This is a genomic window from Chitinivorax sp. PXF-14 (assembly GCF_040812015.1).
In the GTDB taxonomy this organism is placed as follows: domain Bacteria; phylum Pseudomonadota; class Gammaproteobacteria; order Burkholderiales; family SCOH01; genus JBFNXJ01.
This window is the reverse complement of sequence record NZ_JBFNXJ010000002.1, coordinates 307762-324519: the sequence shown is the minus strand read 5'-3', so window position 1 is coordinate 324519 and position 16758 is coordinate 307762. Positions and strand designations below refer to the sequence as shown.

General features: G+C 64.3%; 15 protein-coding genes and 2 tRNA genes. 8 read left to right on the top strand and 9 right to left on the bottom strand.

The window, feature by feature from the left end; all coding sequences use genetic code 11:
• Positions 1–6: 6 nt before the first annotated feature.
• From ABWL39_RS04265 to ABWL39_RS04255, 3 genes are all read right to left on the bottom strand, one after another.
• A complete protein-coding gene (locus ABWL39_RS04265) occupies positions 7–1659 on the bottom strand; it encodes an AMP-binding protein (RefSeq protein WP_367787426.1) in 1653 nt (550 codons plus the stop codon).
• Between the two features lie 91 nt (positions 1660–1750).
• Entirely contained in the window at positions 1751–2686 is a 936-nt protein-coding gene (gene cysK, locus ABWL39_RS04260) for a cysteine synthase A (protein WP_367787424.1), read from the bottom strand.
• Positions 2687–2950: 264 nt separating this feature from the next.
• Positions 2951–4093 carry an acyl-CoA dehydrogenase family protein gene (locus ABWL39_RS04255; protein WP_367787422.1) on the bottom strand — a complete coding sequence of 381 codons (1143 nt, stop codon included), beginning with the start codon at positions 4091–4093 and terminating at the stop codon, positions 2951–2953.
• 231 nt (positions 4094–4324) lie between these two features.
• Between ABWL39_RS04255 and ABWL39_RS04250 the strand changes: the two genes are divergently transcribed.
• From ABWL39_RS04250 to ABWL39_RS04235, 4 genes are all read left to right on the top strand, one after another.
• On the top strand, positions 4325–5338 hold the full coding sequence (locus tag ABWL39_RS04250) for an AraC family transcriptional regulator (protein ID WP_367787420.1): 1014 nt from the start codon (positions 4325–4327) through the stop codon (positions 5336–5338).
• A gap of 244 nt (positions 5339–5582) precedes the next feature.
• Entirely contained in the window at positions 5583–7295 is a 1713-nt protein-coding gene (ybaL, locus tag ABWL39_RS04245) for a YbaL family putative K(+) efflux transporter (RefSeq protein ID WP_367787418.1), read from the top strand.
• 174 nt (positions 7296–7469) lie between these two features.
• Positions 7470–8366 (top strand): RimK family alpha-L-glutamate ligase, encoded by an 897-nt coding sequence (locus ABWL39_RS04240; protein ID WP_367787417.1) that lies wholly within the window; start codon positions 7470–7472, stop codon positions 8364–8366.
• Entirely contained in the window at positions 8366–9217 is an 852-nt protein-coding gene (locus ABWL39_RS04235; RefSeq protein ID WP_367787415.1) for an EamA family transporter, read from the top strand. The genes ABWL39_RS04240 and ABWL39_RS04235 overlap by 1 nt, the downstream gene beginning before the upstream one ends.
• A gap of 17 nt (positions 9218–9234) precedes the next feature.
• On the opposite strand, the gene ABWL39_RS04230 is transcribed toward ABWL39_RS04235, so the two are convergent.
• The gene (locus ABWL39_RS04230; RefSeq protein ID WP_367787414.1) at positions 9235–9714 is read right to left on the bottom strand and encodes a WbuC family cupin fold metalloprotein; all 480 of its coding nucleotides are present in this window, start codon (positions 9712–9714) and stop codon (positions 9235–9237) included.
• 421 nt (positions 9715–10135) lie between these two features.
• On the opposite strand from ABWL39_RS04230, the gene ABWL39_RS04225 reads away from it, so the two are divergent.
• Complete coding sequence (locus ABWL39_RS04225) at positions 10136–11224, top strand: hypothetical protein (RefSeq protein ID WP_367787413.1); 1089 nt, start codon at positions 10136–10138, stop codon at positions 11222–11224.
• A gap of 236 nt (positions 11225–11460) precedes the next feature.
• On the opposite strand, the gene ABWL39_RS04220 is transcribed toward ABWL39_RS04225, so the two are convergent.
• From ABWL39_RS04220 to ABWL39_RS04200, 5 genes are all read right to left on the bottom strand, one after another.
• Complete coding sequence (locus tag ABWL39_RS04220) at positions 11461–11868, bottom strand: carboxymuconolactone decarboxylase family protein (RefSeq protein ID WP_367787411.1); 408 nt, start codon at positions 11866–11868, stop codon at positions 11461–11463.
• 91 nt (positions 11869–11959) lie between these two features.
• Positions 11960–12454: a MarR family winged helix-turn-helix transcriptional regulator gene (locus ABWL39_RS04215; protein WP_367787409.1), complete on the bottom strand. Its 495-nt coding sequence runs from the start codon at positions 12452–12454 to the stop codon at positions 11960–11962.
• Between the two features lie 179 nt (positions 12455–12633).
• The gene (locus tag ABWL39_RS04210; RefSeq protein WP_367787407.1) at positions 12634–13326 is read right to left on the bottom strand and encodes a DUF1345 domain-containing protein; all 693 of its coding nucleotides are present in this window, start codon (positions 13324–13326) and stop codon (positions 12634–12636) included.
• 530 nt (positions 13327–13856) lie between these two features.
• Positions 13857–13932, bottom strand: a tRNA-Glu gene (locus ABWL39_RS04205).
• 64 nt (positions 13933–13996) lie between these two features.
• A tRNA-Ala gene (locus ABWL39_RS04200) sits at positions 13997–14072 on the bottom strand.
• A 151-nt stretch (positions 14073–14223) separates the two neighbouring features.
• Here ABWL39_RS04200 and ABWL39_RS04195 point away from each other — a divergent pair.
• Genes ABWL39_RS04195 through ABWL39_RS04185 form a run of 3 tightly spaced genes read left to right on the top strand, consistent with a single transcriptional unit; the run spans position 14224 to position 16758 of the window.
• A complete protein-coding gene (locus ABWL39_RS04195) occupies positions 14224–15051 on the top strand; it encodes a squalene/phytoene synthase family protein (protein WP_367787405.1) in 828 nt (275 codons plus the stop codon).
• 49 nt (positions 15052–15100) lie between these two features.
• Complete coding sequence (locus tag ABWL39_RS04190; protein ID WP_367787403.1) at positions 15101–15865, top strand: SDR family NAD(P)-dependent oxidoreductase; 765 nt, start codon at positions 15101–15103, stop codon at positions 15863–15865.
• 17 nt (positions 15866–15882) lie between these two features.
• A complete protein-coding gene (locus ABWL39_RS04185; RefSeq protein WP_367787402.1) occupies positions 15883–16758 on the top strand; it encodes an NAD kinase in 876 nt (291 codons plus the stop codon).

Sequence of the window (16758 nt, the reverse complement as noted above, 5' to 3'; positions counted from 1 at the left end):
TGCGGGTCATTCCCACATCACGAGGTCGGGGTGTTCGATCAGCTTCTCGACGAGCGCCAGGTAGCGCTGCTCGACCACATGGCGCTTGAGCTTGAGCGTTGGCGTCAGCAGGCCGTTGTCGATAGTCCACGGCTCGCTGACGACCACCAGCTTGCCGACCTGCTCATGCTTCTCGAGCACCCGGTTAACGCGGTCGACGGTGGCGGCGAGGCTTGCCTGCAGCGCATCGCGCGCCGATTGCCGGGCCTGCTCGGACAGCACCGCCACGGCGATCGTGTGCGGCAGATCGCTGCCCATCAGGCAGATCTGCTCGATCGCCTGGTTTTCCAGCAGCTTGCCCTCGATATGCGTCGGCGAGACGAACTTGCCCTTGGCCGTCTTGAACTGCTCGCGCGCGCGGCCGGTGATGCGCACATAGCCGTCGCGGTTGATCTCGCCGAGATCGCCGGTACGGTAGAAGCCGTCGGGCGTGAGCACCTCGGCGGTCTTTTCAGGATCGCGGTAGTAGCCGTCCATCACCGCGGGGCAGCGCAGCAGCAGCTCGCCGTTGTCGGCGGTCTTCACCTCGAGGCCGGGCAGCGGCTTGCCCACATAGCCGATGCGGATGCCGTTGGGCGGGTTGATGACGCCGTAACAGAACAGCTCGGTCATCGCATAGCCTTCCTGGATGTTCACGCCGAGGCGTCGATACCACTGCTGCAGCGAAGGCGAGATGGCTGCCGCGCCGGAGATGATGATGCGCGCGCGCGACAGGCCGAGGCCGTGGCGGATCTTGCGCTTGATCAGGCCGGAGACGATCGGCAGCCGGAGCAGCAGGTCTAGCTTGCGTTGCGGCAACTTGGCCAGGATGCCTTGCTGGAACTTGGTCCACAGCCTTGGTACGGCAAAGAACAGGGTCGGCTGTACATGCTGCAGATCGGCGGCGAAGGTATCGAGCGATTCGGCGAAATACACCGGCACCCCGCCGTAGACGCTGATCATCTCCACCATGAAGCGTTCGGCCGCGTGCGACAGCGGCAGGTAGGAAAAGAAGCTGTCCTGAGGGTTCAGCTCGAAGGCCCGGCGGCCGGCGGCGGTGGCCGCCGCGATCTGGCGGTAGCGGTGAACCGCGCCCTTGGGGTGGCCGGTGGTACCCGAGGTGTAGATGAAGGTGGCCACGTCATCGAGCACGGGCGCGGTCTCCAGGGCCGCCGGCGGGTGGCGCGCCACCAGCTCGTCCCAGTCTTCGCCGCGCAGCTTGCCGGGGTAGGGGAAGGCGATGCGCGCGAGCGTCGCGGGCAGGGCGGCATCGACCTTGTCGGGCTCGTCGAGCTTGCCGACGAAGACGAGCTTGGCGTCGCAGTGTTCGAGCACATAGCCGATGCCTTCGGGCGACTGGTTCTGGAACAGCGGCACGCTGACGTAACCCGCCAGCATGATGGCGAAATCGGCCATGAACCAGTGCGCGCAGTTCTTCGACAGGATCGCGATGCGGCTGCCGGGGGCGTAGCCGCGCGCCTTCAGCGCGGTCGCCATGCGCCGTACTTCGTCGAGTGCCTGCGCCCAGCTCCAGCTGCGCCATTCGCGCTGGACGGGCTGGTGCAGGTAGATGTCGTTGGGGCGCGTGTGGGCCCAGTGGGCAAGCATGTCCACCGGGGTTTTCTGTTCCAGCGCTTGCATGGTCTCCTCCTTGTTGTTTTCGTGGTCGACGGAGCTGCCCTGCAAGCGGCTGTGGGCGCGGCGTTCAGCGTGGCTGCGCGCCGCGCGGCGATCAGTCCGCCAGGTTGGCGAACAGCGCCGTCGACAAATAGCGTTCGCCGAACGAGGGGATTACCACCACGATCAGCTTGCCTGCGTTCTCGGGGCGCTTGGCGACCTGCAACGCAGACCACACCGCGGCACCGGAACTGATGCCCACCAGCAGGCCCTCCTCGCGGGCCATGCGGCGGGCGAATTCAAATGCGTCGTCGTTCTTGACACGCACGATTTCGTCGTAGACGCCGGTATTCAGCACATCCGGGATGAAGCCGGCGCCGAGCCCCTGGATCGTGTGCGGCCCCTTAGGCGAGCCGGACAGCACGGCCGACGCATCGGGCTCGACCGCCACCACCTTGAACTCGGGCTTGCGTGCCTTGATCACCTCACCGACACCGGTGATGGTGCCGCCGGTGCCGATGCCCGCGACCAGGATGTCCACCTTGCCGTCGGTATCGTTCCAGATTTCCTCCGCCGTTGTCTTGCGGTGCACCTCGGGGTTGGCCGGGTTCTTGAACTGCTGCGGCATGAAATGGGTGGTCGGGTTGCTGGCGACGATCTCCTCCGCCTTGCGGATCGCGCCATTCATGCCGTCCGGGCCCGGTGTCAGCACCAGCTCGGCGCCATAGGCGCGCAGCAGCATGCGGCGTTCCTTCGACATCGTCTCGGGCATGGTCAGGATGCACTTGTAGCCCTTGGCCGCGCACACCATCGCCAGCGCGATGCCGGTGTTGCCCGAGGTCGGCTCGACGATCACCGTGTCCGCGTTGATCAGGCCGGCTTTTTCCGCCGCCTCGATCATCGCCGCGCCGATGCGGTCCTTCACGCTGTGCGCGGGGTTGAAGAACTCGAGCTTGGCAACGACGGTGGCAACGCAGCCTTCGGTAATGCGGTTGAGCTTGACGAGCGGGGTGTTGCCGATCAGGTCGGTCACATCATTGGCGATACGCATGGGGCTTCCTCTTCTTCGGTGGGTTGCGTGGATTCGATGCTGGGCGCGGCCGGCGCGCCCGTTTTAACCCACCAAGATTAGACGTTTTCACCTGGCTTGACGACAGCCCCGATAGAACCGTTCGCTACATGCATATGCCCGCACACGCGAGCCCCCGGCGCGGCATTGGCCGGCGTGGCCTGCGTGGTGACGGTGTGCCGCTGCCCTGGCCGGCACGCCCGGCGCCCCTTGCAGCCCGGCTGCGGGCCGCGCCAGGCTTGCCGTTCAGGCCAGGCCCTCGGCGCGGCCGATGATCTCCTTCATGATTTCCGAGGTGCCGGCGAAGATGCGCTGGATGCGCGCATTGGTGTACATGCGGCTGATCGGGTATTCGTCCATATAGCCCCAGCCGCCGTGCAGCTGCACGCACTGGTCGACTACGCGGCCGAGCATCTCGGTGGTCCACAGCTTGGCCTCGGCGGCGATGTCGTCGCCGAGCCGGCCGGCGTTGATGTCCATCACGCAGCGATCGACGAAGACCTGGCCGATGTCGATCTCGGTCTTCATCTCGGCCAGCTTGAAGCGGGTGTTCTGGAACTTGGCGATCTCGCGGCCGAAGGCCTTGCGGCCGAGCACGTATTCCTTGGTCAGGCCGTAGGCGGCGCGCGCGCCGGCGACGGCGGAGCAGGCCAGCGTCAGCCGCTCCTTGCCGAGCATCTGCATCAGGTAGTAGAAGCCGGCGCCGGGCTCGCCCAGCACATTGGCCTTGGGCACCTGCACGTCGTTGAAGAACAGCTCGGCGGTGTCCTGCGAGTGCATGCCCATCTTCTTCAGCCGGCGGCCGCGCTCGAAGCCCGGCATGCCGTCCTCGACGATCAGCAGCGTCATGCCGTGCGGATTGGCAGGGTCGGTCCTGGCGGCGACGATGCACAGGTCGCACAGGATGCCGTTCGAGATGAACACCTTGGAGCCGTTGAGCAGCCAGTGGTCACCACGGTCCTCGGCGCGGGTCTTCATGCCGGCCAGGTCGGAGCCGGCCTGCGGCTCGGTCATCGCGACGGCGAGGATCTTCTCGCCCGAGACGATGCCCGGCATCCAGCGGTCCTTCTGCTCGTCGTTGGCGAAGGCATCGAGGTAGGGCGCGCACAGCGAGGAATGCAGCGGGAACATCAGCCCGGCCTCGTTGATATAGGACAGCTCCTCGCAGATCACCTGGTCGTAGCGGAAGTCGCGGCAGCCCGCGCCACCGTACTTCTCGTCGGCGAACGGCACCAGGAAGCCCGCTTCGCCGGCGCGGCGCCAGGCATCGCGCGAGACGATGCCGTCGCGCTCCCATTGTTCCTGCTGCGGGATCACCTCGCGTTGCAGGAATTCGCGAAAGCTCTCGCGAAAGATGTTGTGTTCCTGTTCGAAATGCAGTCTTTCCATGGTCTTCTCCGTCCTTGGCGCCCATCTCTGCGGGCTCGTTAAGGTGGCCGGTTGCCGGCCGGCGGGTGTGGGGCCTGCTGGCGCAGGCGCTTGTCCGATGTTGTGGCGCCTAGCATAAAAATCCGCGCCGGCATGCTCAATGGCGGGAACGCTCAAGCGCGTTGACGCGTTTGGTCAGCCGGCGGCGGATGTATTTGGCAAGCCGGCCAGCGCTGGTTACGATGGCTGGCTATGGACGCACGCAAACATTCCATCCCGATCAACTTTGTTGTGGCCGCCCTGCGTGGCGTGCACGCCGCCGGCATCGACGCGCGGGCCATCCTCGAGCGCGCCAGCATCGCCCCCGAGCTGCTCGATGCCCCGTCGGCGCGGGTATCGACCGAGCAGTACACCGCGCTGGTGCAGGCCATCTGGTTCACGCTCAGCGACGAGTTCATGGGCTTTTGCCCGGCGCGGCCGTGCAAGCTCGGCACCTTTGCCATGATGTGCTACACGGTGATCCATTGCGGTACGCTGGAGCGCGCGCTCAAGCGCGGCACCCGCTTCTACGGCCTGCTCACCGATGCCTTCTCGGTCGAGTTCGAGCGCCACGAGCAATGCGCTACGCTGGTCTTCACCAACCATCAGCTCGACGACCCCGACCATTTCCTCACCGAGAGCTGGCTCGTGATCTGGCATGGCCTTGCCTGCTGGCTTGCCGGCCGGCGTATCCAGTTGATCGAGGCAACCTTCTCCTATGCCGAGCCGCCGCATGTCGATGAGTACCGGCGCATGTTCTACGCGCCGACCATGCGCTTTGGCGCTGCGCGGACCACGCTGAGCTTTCCCGCCAGTGCGCTCGACCTGCCCATCGTGCAGAACGAGGTCACGCTCAGGCAGTTTCTCAAGACCTCGCCCGCCGACCTGCTGGTGCGCCCCAAGAACGACGACAGCCTGACCGGGCAGATTCGGGCCATCCTGCGCAAGGCCTACGACTACCCCGAGTTCGAGCAGATCGCGCAGCGCCTCAACATGACGCCGCAGACCTTGCGCCGCCGGCTCAAGGACGAGGGCAGCTCCTACCAGCAGATCAAGGACAATCTGCGGCGCGACACCGCGATCTATTTCCTGTCGCGGCCTGAGCTGGGGCTCGATGAGATCGCGGCCCAGCTCGGCTTCTCCGAGCCGAGCGCGTTTCACCGCGCCTTCAAGAAATGGACCGGGGTGACACCCGGTGTATACCGGCAGGAAAGAATCAGCGGGTGAGGGAACCCGAATAGGTCTGTGCGTGTCAGGCTATTGATGATTCTATGTCGATAGCTATTGCTGCCCGCCGGTGAGCCTGCCGTCGCTGGGCACGGCAAGCTGTCGCCGGCGCCGACAGCGGTAATCGGGCCCGCCTGTTTTTCCCCGGCGGCGCCGTGAGTGCGCGACGGCTGCTTGCCGTTCGGCCTTTGCTACTAACACTGAATATTCCACCCATCGTCAACCCGCTTTCCGAGATCACCGGATGGAACACAATATCTCCCTCATCACCACGCTGGCCGCCGGCTTCGGCATCGCGCTGATCCTCGGTTTCCTGGCCGAGCGGATCAGGATGCCGGCGCTGGTCGGCTACCTGCTGGCCGGCATCATCATCGGGCCGGGTACGCCGGGCTTCGTGGCCGATGTGCATCTGGCCTCGCAGCTGTCGGAGATCGGCGTGATGCTGCTGATGTTCGGTGTCGGCCTGCATTTCTCGCTCGACGACCTGATGGCAGTCAAGCGCATCGCGGTGCCCGGGGCCGTCGTGCAGATGGGGCTCGCTACAGCGCTGGGCATGGGTATCGCATGGTGGTGGGGCTGGAGCTGGGGCAGCGGCCTGATCTTTGGCCTGTCCCTGTCCTGCGCCAGCACGGTCGTCCTACTCAAGGCGCTGGAGGCGCGCGGCGTGCTCGATAGCATGAACGGCCGCATCGCCGTGGGCTGGCTGGTGGTCGAAGACCTCGCCACGGTGCTGGTGCTGGTGCTGCTGCCGCCGCTGGCGGGTATCCTCGGCGGTTCGGTGGCTGCGCCGGCTGCCGGCGATACGCCGTTGTGGCTGGCCATCGGCAAGACCCTGCTACAGGTATCGGCCTTCATCGCACTGATGCTGGTGGTGGGCCGCCGCCTGCTGCCGTGGCTGCTGTGGCAGGTGTCGCGCACCGGCTCGCGCGAGCTGTTCACGCTGGCGGTGGTCGCCACCGCCATCGGCATCGCCTATGGCGCGGCCCAGCTGTTCAGCGTGTCGTTTGCGCTGGGTGCGTTCTTTGCCGGCATGGTGATGCGCGAGTCGGAGTTCAGCCATCGCGCTGCCGAAGAGTCGCTGCCCTTGCGCGATGCGTTTTCCGTACTGTTCTTCGTGTCGGTCGGCATGCTGTTCAAGCCGGCCATCCTGATGCAGCAGCCGGTGCATGTGCTCGGCGTGGTCGCCATCATCATCCTGGGCAAGTCGCTGGCCGCGCTGGCCATCGTGCTCGCCTTCCGCTATCCGCTCAACACGGCGTTGACGGTCTCGGCCAGCCTTGCGCAGATCGGCGAGTTCTCGTTCATCCTGGCGGGGCTCGGGCTCGCCCTGGGGTTGCTGCCGGCCGAGGGCATTAGCCTGGTGCTGGCCGGCGCGCTGATCTCGATCGCGCTGAACCCGCTCCTGTTCGCCGCCGTCGAGCCTTTGCGGCGCTGGATACTCCGCCGCTCCGCGCTGGCCCGCGGCCTGGAAGCGCGAGGCGACCCCTACGCCGAGCTGCCGATGAGCACCGGGCGCCAGTATCTGCAAGGGCAGGTGGTGCTGGTGGGCTACGGCCGGGTGGGCCGGCGCATCGCCAGCGAGCTTGCGGCGCGCGGCATCCCCTATGTGGTGGCGGAGCAAAACCGCGAGCTGGTCGAGCAACTGCGCAAGCAGGGGGTGCCGGCCGTGTCGGGCGATGCCGCCGAGCCCGCCGTGCTGATCCAGGCGCATATCGCCGAGGCCGCCATGCTGGTGATCGCCACGCCCGATCCGCTCAATGTGCGGCAGATGGCCGAGACGGCCCGCACGCTCAATCCCGCCATCGAAATCGTCCTGCGCACCCACAGCGAGGACGAATTGGTGATGCTGCGCAAGGCGGCGCTCGGCACCGTCTTCTTCGGCGAAGAAGAGCTGGCCAGGGGCATGTCGGGCCACGTTCTGGCGCGTTTTGCGCCGCAGGCCGGCGGGCACGATTGAATCTCGCGGCCCGGTGCTTGTGGCGCCAACCCCGGCGGCGATATGCTGACGATGGTTTGCTGCGTGTGACCAAGCGGCAAGCCATGCGATCGATAGATACGCTGTTGTGAAACCCTGAAGCGAGGCCTGGCCGCACTGGCTGCCCGCGCTCGACCGATAACGATAGACCTCGCCATGACCAAACTCGATGTTGCCATCCTGACCGATGCCCGTTTCGTCAAACCCAATCCCGACGATCCCTACAACTGCCAGATATTTCTCGAAGAGGCATGGCTCGCCCACTACCTGCGCCACCATGGCCTGACCGTGGCGCGCGTCGCCTGGGATGATCCCGATTTCGACTGGAGCCGCACGCGTGCCGCCGTCTTGCGCTCGACCTGGGACTATTTCGACCGCTATGCCGAGTTCGAGCCCTGGCTCAACCAGGTGGCCGGCCAGACCTTGCTGTTCAACCGCTTCGACCTGCTGCAATGGAACCTCGACAAGCACTACCTGCGCGACCTGGCCGAGCAGGGCGTCGACATCGTGCCGACCAAGTTCGTCGAGCAGGGCGAGCAGGCCGACCTGGCCCGTCTCATGCAGGATTTCATGTGGCGCGAGGCGGTGATCAAGCCCGCTGTGTCGGGTGCGGCGCGCCTCACGTTCCGGGTCACGCCGGAGAGCGCCGCCGAGCATCAGGCGATCTTCGACGACTGCCTGAAGAACGAGGCCATGATGGTGCAGCCCTTCGTGCCGGCCGTGCTCGAACAGGGCGAGCTGTCGCTCATCGTGATCGACGGCAAGTTCACCCACGCCATCCGCAAGACGCCGAAGGCCGGCGACTTCCGCGTGCAGGACGATCACGGCGGCGTGGTGCACCCGTATTTCCCGGCGGCCGACGAAATCACCTTTGCCGAGCGCGCGGTGGCCGCCTGCCCGGTGCTGCCGGCCTACGCGCGGGTCGACGTGGTGCGCGATCAGGGCAAGCTGCGCATCATGGAGCTGGAGCTGGTCGAGCCTGAGCTGTTCTTCCGCTTCAGCCCGCAGGCGGCTGACCGGCTGGCCCAGGCCATCGCCAAGCAACTTGGCTGATGGCCGATGCCATCTCGGCCCCGCTTGCCGGCCTGGTGCTGGGCGGGGCCTTCCTGCACGCAAGCTGGAACGCGCTGATCAAGGGCGGGCAGGACAAGCTGCTCGATACCCTGCTGGTGGCGCTCGGCGGCGCGCTGATCGGCCTGGTCTGCCTGCCTTTCCTGCCGTTGCCGGCGAGCGCCGCCTGGCCCTGGCTGGCGGGCTCGGTGTCGGTGCATTGCCTGTATTACTACCTGGTCGCGCAAAGTTACCGGCATGGCGACATGAGCCTCGTCTACCCGCTGATGCGCGGGAGCGCCCCGATGGTGACGGCGCTGTTGAGCGTCCTCGTGTTCGGCGAGCAGGTATCGCCGGGTGGCCAGCTTGGTGTCGGCCTGCTGAGCTTTGGCATCCTGCTGCTGGCTGGCGGCCACTGGCGCAGCGGGGCGGATCGGCGGGTATTGTGGTTCGGCTGCGGCAACGCGTTGGTGATCGTTGCTTACACCCTGTTTGATGGCCACGGCGCACGCGCCTCGGGCCATGCCCTGAGCTACACGCTCTGGCTGTTTGCGCTCGATGTGCTGCCGCTCCTGCTCTGGCTGGGCTGGCAGCGGGGCAGCCAGCTGTGGAGTGTGGTCTGGGCGGGGCGCCGCAGGCTGGCCGTGGGCGGGGCCTGCAGCGTCGGTTCCTACGCCATCGCGCTATGGGCGATGACGCAGGCGCCGATCGCGCTGGTCGCGGCGCTGCGGGAGACCTCGGTGATCTTCGGCCTGCTGCTGGGCGCCGTGCTGCTGCGCGAGCGCGTTACGCTGTGGCGAGGCCTGGCAACGGCGGTCGTCTGCCTCGGCGCATTGACGATCAGACTGGGCTGATCGCCGCCACGGCCCATTCACCCGGCGAAGCGTGCGCGCAGCGTGGCGTGATAGGGCCCTGCTTCCGGCGAGTTCTCCAGCGGCGCCCAGGCGGGCCGCTCATCCGGCGTCGGCACGGCATACGGGCCGGCTTTCGATTCGAAGAACACGCTCCCAGGTTCAAGCCCGATCAGGGTATGGATGGCGCCATGCGGCAGGTTGACCGCGACATTGTCGCCACCGGCCGCCAGCACGGCCTGCTGTGTGACATTGCCCGCCGCATCGAAGATCAGCACGCCCAGCCTGCCGCGCAGCACGACGATGGTCTCGTCCTTGCTCGGGCTCATATGGCAGTGGGGCGGGATGTAGGAGCCGGGTTCGATCGCGATGATCAGACGATGGCTGGCGTCGTCGTTGTCAGTATGGAAATTGCGGTTGAGGCGTTGCCGCGGCGTGGCGGCTGCATTGGCTGACAGCTGGTTCAGCATGTCCTGGTCGATCAGCAGGGCAGGGGTCATGGACGACATCGGTTACGAAACGGGCGTATAGCTTAGCGCGTTTCGGTGACGGGAACACGGCTGAAACAATCGGGACGTAGACTGCGCGGTGCGCGAAAAAGGCAAAAAAAAGCGCGGGATAGTTGGCCCGCGCTGCAATCTACAAAGGAGAAATAGAGGAGAAACTATCAAGAACTAAGCTGTGTGCTTGACGATTAGAATTATCTAATATGTTTATCGTCTTGTCAACAATTAATTTTGTGCAGGGCACAAAGCAATTGAAAACATGTCGAAAACGCTCAGCTAACTCCACACACGCAGGTATAATCCCCGACGCTCTCAATCTAGACAGGAATCACACCTTTCGCCATGCGTATTTTCCCCAGTTGGGGAATGCCGCATCGCACACACCTATGTGATTCGCTCTCCCCGAGGAAGTTCCATGTACCTGCCTGATCCGCGTCTGTTTGCCCGAGTTGCCCCGAATAATGTTTTCATCCGCCAGGTGATGCGTGTACTCACCGCCGGCGAGAGCGCCGAGCGTGCCTCTGCCAATGCCGAGCTGCAGCGCCTGCTGCGTGACGCGCTCGAGATGGGCGACGACGCCGGTCTGCAAGGGGCGCTCGCCCTCGCCCCCTCGCAGGAAGCTTATAAATACCTGTGGACCGAACTGCGTGAGGTGCTCGAGGCCGCGCCCGAGGCCGGGCAGCGTGCCGTCGTGTTCGCCATCCCGGTATTGATGGTCGCGGCGGCAAACAAGGGCCAGGTGCCGGTGTCAGGCAAGCTGACGGACGTCGATGCGCTTGTCGCCACGCTGAAACAGCATGGCGTGTTTGCCGATACGCCCGAGATCAGCCTGTCATCGCGCCTCGTCACCCTGCAAACCCTGCAGAGCTGGGCGCCGAGCCAGCTCTGGCGCTGGGCCGAGCATCTGCAGGATGCCGCGCGCGGCGTGCCGGTCGATCTGCCCGAAGGCGGTTTCGTGGCGTCGAGTGAGGCGGTCCACCTGCGTTTTCTCGTCGGCGTCGCGCTGCAGCATGCCGGCCAGCCCCTGCCGGTCAAGATGGGGGCCGATGCCGCCAAGTGGGGGATGGTGCTGTCGCAGCAGATCAACGAACAACTGAAGCAGGACGGCCTGTCGCTGCTGGCCATCCCGCGTGGGCCGCAGCCCTTGCTGCAGGCGATGCAGAGCGGCCGCTTTGCACGGCTGGAGGCCGGCTTGCAGCTGCTGGCTAGCGCCACCATTCGCAAGATCCGGCAGGCCGGTGAAGATCCGGTGGCCGTGATGTCCGCGCACGATAACCACGAACTGCGCTTCACCCTGTCCGCCCGCCAGAACAGCGAGCGCTGGGAAGGTTATGTGTGGCCGCTGCACCCGCTCGATTCGGTGGAATTGATCCGCGACAACGCGGAGGCGCTGCTACGCGAGTGCCGCGTCGACGATATCCGCGTCGTCGAGGAGGTTCAACCCGATATGCAGGATGGCTTGCCGCTGTTCCTTAAGGCGCACAACACCCCGCCGAACGCCTGACCGGCCTGCCGGAACAGAAAACCCGTCCAGCTGGACGGGTTTTTTCATTCTCATTGCTGGCTCAAGGCGCGAATGCCGTCGCAATGGCTGCGCTATCGACGTGAATCTAGCGGCCGGCCATGCACCCATCGAGTTCGCTTGCCCAGCCGCTCAGGAATGATGCGCCAGGCCGCCCTGGCCGCAGCGCGCCGTCCCCGACTCGACGACTGCCTTGGCCTCGACGATCGGCGTGGGCATCATGGCCGTGCTCCCGACTGCCCGCCTTCAGTCGCGTCGCGCTCGGCAAAGACCTCCTTGGCCGCGAACAAGCCGTTCAGTGCGGCCGGAAAGCCCGCATAGACGGCCATCTGCATCAGGATCTCGACGATTTCCTGCCGGCTCAGGCCGACGTTCAGTGCCGCGTGCAGATGCACTTTCAGTTGTGGCGTGGCGTTGCCCATCGCCGTCAGTGCGGCTACCGTCGCAATCTCGCGCTCGCGCAGCCCGAGCGCAGGGCGGCTGTAGATGTCCCCGAATGGAAACTCGATCAGATAGGTCGCAAAATCCGGCGCAATATCGGCCAGGGCCGCGATGACGCGCTCACCGGCCTCACCGTCGATGGCGGACAGTGCCGCAAGGCCGCGTTGATAACGTGACGACTCCATATGGGCTACTCCTTTTGTTAGTTAACAAAAATTTAATAAGCAAAATAATTGTGGCGAGATTATTTTTCGAACGAGTGGCGACGGCCATTTGTCAGCGCGGGGCGGTGGGCAGCAGCTTCAACAGCAGAGCCGAGAGTTGCGCCCGCTCCTCGGCCGACAGCGGGTTGAGCAGGCTGCCTACCTGCTCGTAGTGGTGAGGCAGCGTGGTGTCCAGCAGTACTGCGCCGCTGGGAGTCAGTTGCACGATGTACGCGCGCCGGTCGCTTGCGTCGTTGTGCCGGGCGACCAGCAAATCGCGTTCCATGCGGTCGATGATGCCCGTCATCGTGGGGTTGGAGACGCCCGCGCTGGCCGCCAGCTGCGTCAGCACAAGCCCGGCCGGGTTGCGTTTCAGCAGGATCAGCACCCAGAACTTGGTTTGCGATAAGCCGTGCTGCGCCAGCAGTGCCTCGAAGTCGGCCATCAGCTCCGACGACACGCGCATCAGGCTGAGCCAGGTTTCCAGCGCCGAAATGTCGAGGCTGGGAAAGCGCGCGGCAAACTGCAGCAAGGTCGCATGGCTGGGGAGGTCTTTCAACTCGAACATGAGATCAGTCAATTGATAAACTGGTTAAAATTTAGCTTGCTAAATAATTATTGTCAAACCACGTATGGTTTTGCGTGCAAATTGTTGCTTGCGTGGGCCCAGCCGAGACAGGCTGAACGCCGCGGCCATCGGGTCGCCTGTCTTTGTCATGCTTGCCGCCGACCGGTCGGCGTGGCGATTTAAAATAGTCCCGACGCTATATTGATGGTCAGTGCCAGCACGGTCGTATTGAAAAAGAACGCAAGGACGCAGTGCACGAGCCCTGTTCGTCGCATGGCTGTCGATTCGAAGCTCACATCCGCGGTTTGACCGGATGTTCCTATGACACAAGCAAAGTACAGGAAGTCGCCATAATCAGGCTCCGTGTCGCCAGGGAACGCCAAGCCGCCGGACTTGCCACGAGACCGCGCAGCATAGAAATCGTGGGCATAGTGCAGGGCAAACATGACGTGGGTGAAGGCCCATGACGATACGATCGTCAATGCAGCCAGCCCAATGTGCGCATAGCGCAGCGGACCATGCATGTCCTTCGCCACCGCCAGCTCAGCAATGATGGCGCCGAGTGACATGATGGCCGCCAATACCACGAGCATGAGCACCATGATTCGCCCCTCGTCCTGCATCAGCGCTCGATGTCGCATCTTCTCGTGGCTCGACCAGAACATCATGTGAGCGGCAAGTATCAGATACAGGGTTGCGCCTGCATTCCATGCAATGATCAGGCGGGTGATCGAATGCATGGCGAGCCAATGCGGCAAGCCGAATGCCACGAGCGCGCCACATGCGGCGGACAAGAACAGGCGCGGCCTCGCGGCGAGCTGCCGGAGCAGGTAGGGGTAGGACGCATGTGGTGTGTTGTTATTTGTCGTCATGCCGAATCCTGAGGGCGTTTACGCGATGAGGCGACATCCGCATGCGGAGACGGCCGGGAAGCAAACGTAACACGATTCGATTCCTGCCGGGGTGTAACGCCTGTATGGGCTCTGTCTGAGGTTGCTTGACGCCGCCCGGCTGGCCTGTGGCGTCCAACGATCGCCATTTTGTGGTGCACCGTGCGCCGTCGGCACGCAAGGGCCGCAAGCCTGGCCACTCAACGACGTGCGGGAAATCCTGGTGCGTGAGCGTTATCGAGGGGATATTGCCTGGATGAGGCGAAGAAGATGCACCAGAGCGGAGTCCAGCGCGGTATTCCTGGCGATCCGATCAATTGAATAAGCTGTTATGTAAGGCACCCTGCAGGGCAGGAAAGCGCTTGGCTGTCTGCGGCTGAGGCGACTCAGCGCAACACTGGTGGCGCAAAAACGGAAGGAGGAGACTGTTACGGTATGATTTCGCTGAAATTTTCCAGCTACTGGATGGCGGAAGAAACTTCCGATGAGCCACACATAAAACGATGTAAGCGTGGCGTCCCCACGGGGATTCGAACCCCGGTTATCGCCGTGAAAGGGCGGTGTCCTAGGCCTCTAGACGATGGGGACTGAGGCAAATTGCTAAATCCAGTTATTTTTTGTGTTGGCTAAACACATAACTGAACTTGAAGTCTGGTGGAGGTAAGCGGGATCGAACCGCTGACCTCTTGCATGCCATGCAAGCGCTCTCCCAGCTGAGCTATACCCCCGAGACAGGCTGCGCATTCTAGAGACCCATTCCTGGTTTGTAAAGGGGTAAGTCAAAAATTTTTGAATTCAACTGCGGCAGGGGTGAGAAAGGGGCCTGATATAATGTGTGGCGAATTTGTCTGACGAGGGGCGCCGCCCCGGAAAATCATTTTGGATTATCGACTGTACTGTGAAGAGAAGGTGGCCCCACCTGGCTCCACCTGGTATTACGCATTGCGCCGCGTGGCGCCGGCCCAGCGGGACGCGCTGACGGCACTGCAGGCGCTGGCGGTGGAGCTGGAGGCCGGGGTGGATGAATGCTCCGAACCCACTGTTGCCAAGGCCAAGCTCGCTTGGTGGCGCGCGGAGATCGAGCGCCTGTATCAGGGCGCGCCGCAGCATCCGGTGCTGCAGGCGCTGCTGCCAGCTACGCAGGCCTATCGCCTGCCGCGCGAGGAGTTGCTCGAATTAGTCGGTGGCGCGGAGATGAATGTGGTGCATGCCCGCTACAATGATCTGGCGGGCTTGCGGCTCTATGCCGAGCGCACCGGCGGAACGCTGGCCAGGCTGCGCGCACGCGTGCTCGGTGAAACCAGCGAGCCGGCCCTGAAGCAGGCCGAGGCGCTTGGCGTAGCGCTGACGCTGGCTGGCACGGTCACCGAGGCGGGGGCGCATGTGCGCAAGGGGGTGATCTACTGGCCCGTGTCCGAGTTGCAGCAGTTCAACGTGCCGGCCGCTGTGGTGAGTGGCCTGCGTGATACGCCGGAACTCGCGGCGCTGATTCGGCACCAGCTGGGGCGGGCGCAGCAAGCGCTGCATGAGTGGATGAAGGGGCTGTCGCCCGAGCAGCGCCGGCGCCAGCGCGTTCATCTGATCGTGGCCCGCATCACGTTGGCAACGCTGAACGAGATCGCGCGCGCCGGTGCGGCTTCGGTATTGAATCAGCGGCTATCGCTCACGCCATTGCGCAAGCTCTGGATCGCGATGACGGCCCGCTGATAAACTCGTTCTCAGGAAAGGGGCGGCACAGCGCCGCCGGCAAACGACTATGGATTTTCGTACTTATCAAGCTGCACCCGATCTGCTCAAGGACCGCGTGATTCTGGTCACCGGCGCCGGCCAGGGCATCGGCCGCGAAGCCGCGCTGGCATTTGCCCGCCACGGGGCGACGGTGGTGTTGCTCGGCCGTGGCGTGAAGAAGCTCGAGGCGGTTTACGACGAGATCGAGGCTGCGGGCTACCCCCAGCCGGCGGCTGTGCCGATCGACCTGGAGCGCGCGGTGGAGGCTGATTTCGTCAACGTGGCGGTGCAGATCGAGAAGCAGCTCGGGCGCCTGGACGGCATCCTGCACAATGCGTCGAGCTTCATCGGCCTGTTCCCGCTGGAGCAGGAGCCATTCGAATACTGGATTTCGCATTTTCGCGCCAATGCGGCGGCGCCCGCAGCGATCAACCGCGCTTGCCTGCCGTTGCTGCGCGCCAGTGCGGATTCCTCCATCGTGATGGTGGGCGAGACCCATGGCGCCAAGCCGAGCCCCTATTGGGGGAGCTTCTCGGTATCGCGCGCCGCAGCCATGTTCTATGCGCAGATCGCCGCCAACGAGTGGGATCAGAGCCCGCAGCTGCGCATCAACACCGTGATCCCCGGGCCGATTCACAGCCCGCAGCGCACCAAGACCCACCCCGGCGAAGCGGCGGATCTGCTGCCCGAGCCGGCGGATCTGCTGCCGGTCTATCTCTATCTGCTGGGGCCGGACAGCAAGGGCGTCAGTGGCCAGGTGTTCGATTGCGCCGAGTGGTTGGCCAAACCCTAATGCCCGAGGGCCGGTGAATGACATCGCTGTTCAAGAAGGTTGCGCTCGTCGCACGCCATGGCAAGAGCGAGATCGTAACGTCCTTGCTGCACCTTGCCGGTTTTCTCGATAGCAACGGCCTGACGGTGCTGATCGACGATCAGAGCTTGAGCGAGGCGCAGGCAGGCCAATACCAGCGCATCGAGCGCGACAAGATCGGCCGCCTGGCCGACCTGGTGATCGTGCTCGGCGGCGACGGCACCCTGTTGTCGGTCGCCAGGCTGGTGGCGCCTTACCGTATTCCGCTGGTGGGCGTGAACCAGGGGCGGCTCGGTTTCATGACGGACATCCCGCTGCACGAGATGGAGCAATCGATCGGCAGCATCCTGCAGGGCGAATTCGTGCCGGAAGAGCGCATCCTGCTGGAGGCGCAGGTGATCCGTGGCGACAAGGAGCTGTGCAAGTCGCTCGCGTTCAACGACGTGGTGTTCAGCCGCGGCGCAACTGGCAGCATGATCGAGTTCGAAATCTTCATCGACGACCAGTTCGTCTACAGCCAGCGCTCGGATGGCCTGATCGTCAGCACGCCGACCGGCTCGACCGCCTATTCGCTGTCCTCGGGCGGGCCGATTCTGCATCCGACCCTGCCAGCCATCGCGCTGGTGCCGATCTGCCCGCAATCGCTGTCCAATCGACCGATTGCCGTCAACGACAGCTGCGTCGTCGAGTTCATGCTGACGCGGGGCCAGGACACCCGGCTGCATTTCGACAACCAGAGCCATCTCGAACTGCACGAGCTCGACCGCGTCATCATCCGGCGCTACCGCAATTCGCTGCGTATCCTGCATCCCGTGGGCTACAGCTACTACGACATGCTCCGGCACAAGCTGCACTGGGGCGAGAAACTCATCTGA

Excerpts from the sequence above, each read along its gene's own strand:
- ABWL39_RS04235 (WP_367787415.1), top strand. The coding sequence starts at position 8,366 with ATGGCCGATGCCATCTCGGCCCCGCTTGCCGGCCTGGTGCTGGGCGGG.
- ABWL39_RS04240 (WP_367787417.1), top strand. The coding sequence starts at position 7,470 with ATGACCAAACTCGATGTTGCCATCCTGACCGATGCCCGTTTCGTCAAA.
- ABWL39_RS04220 (WP_367787411.1), bottom strand. The coding sequence starts at position 11,868 with ATGGAGTCGTCACGTTATCAACGCGGCCTTGCGGCACTGTCCGCCATC.
- cysK (WP_367787424.1), bottom strand. The coding sequence starts at position 2,686 with ATGCGTATCGCCAATGATGTGACCGACCTGATCGGCAACACCCCGCTC.
- ABWL39_RS04185 (WP_367787402.1), top strand. The coding sequence starts at position 15,883 with ATGACATCGCTGTTCAAGAAGGTTGCGCTCGTCGCACGCCATGGCAAG.
- ABWL39_RS04230 (WP_367787414.1), bottom strand. The coding sequence starts at position 9,714 with ATGACCCCTGCCCTGCTGATCGACCAGGACATGCTGAACCAGCTGTCA.
- ABWL39_RS04190 (WP_367787403.1), top strand. The coding sequence starts at position 15,101 with ATGGATTTTCGTACTTATCAAGCTGCACCCGATCTGCTCAAGGACCGC.
- ABWL39_RS04210 (WP_367787407.1), bottom strand. The coding sequence starts at position 13,326 with ATGACGACAAATAACAACACACCACATGCGTCCTACCCCTACCTGCTC.
- ABWL39_RS04250 (WP_367787420.1), top strand. The coding sequence starts at position 4,325 with ATGGACGCACGCAAACATTCCATCCCGATCAACTTTGTTGTGGCCGCC.
- ABWL39_RS04225 (WP_367787413.1), top strand. The coding sequence starts at position 10,136 with ATGTACCTGCCTGATCCGCGTCTGTTTGCCCGAGTTGCCCCGAATAAT.
- ABWL39_RS04265 (WP_367787426.1), bottom strand. The coding sequence starts at position 1,659 with ATGCAAGCGCTGGAACAGAAAACCCCGGTGGACATGCTTGCCCACTGG.
- ABWL39_RS04255 (WP_367787422.1), bottom strand. The coding sequence starts at position 4,093 with ATGGAAAGACTGCATTTCGAACAGGAACACAACATCTTTCGCGAGAGC.
- ybaL (WP_367787418.1), top strand. The coding sequence starts at position 5,583 with ATGGAACACAATATCTCCCTCATCACCACGCTGGCCGCCGGCTTCGGC.
- ABWL39_RS04215 (WP_367787409.1), bottom strand. The coding sequence starts at position 12,454 with ATGTTCGAGTTGAAAGACCTCCCCAGCCATGCGACCTTGCTGCAGTTT.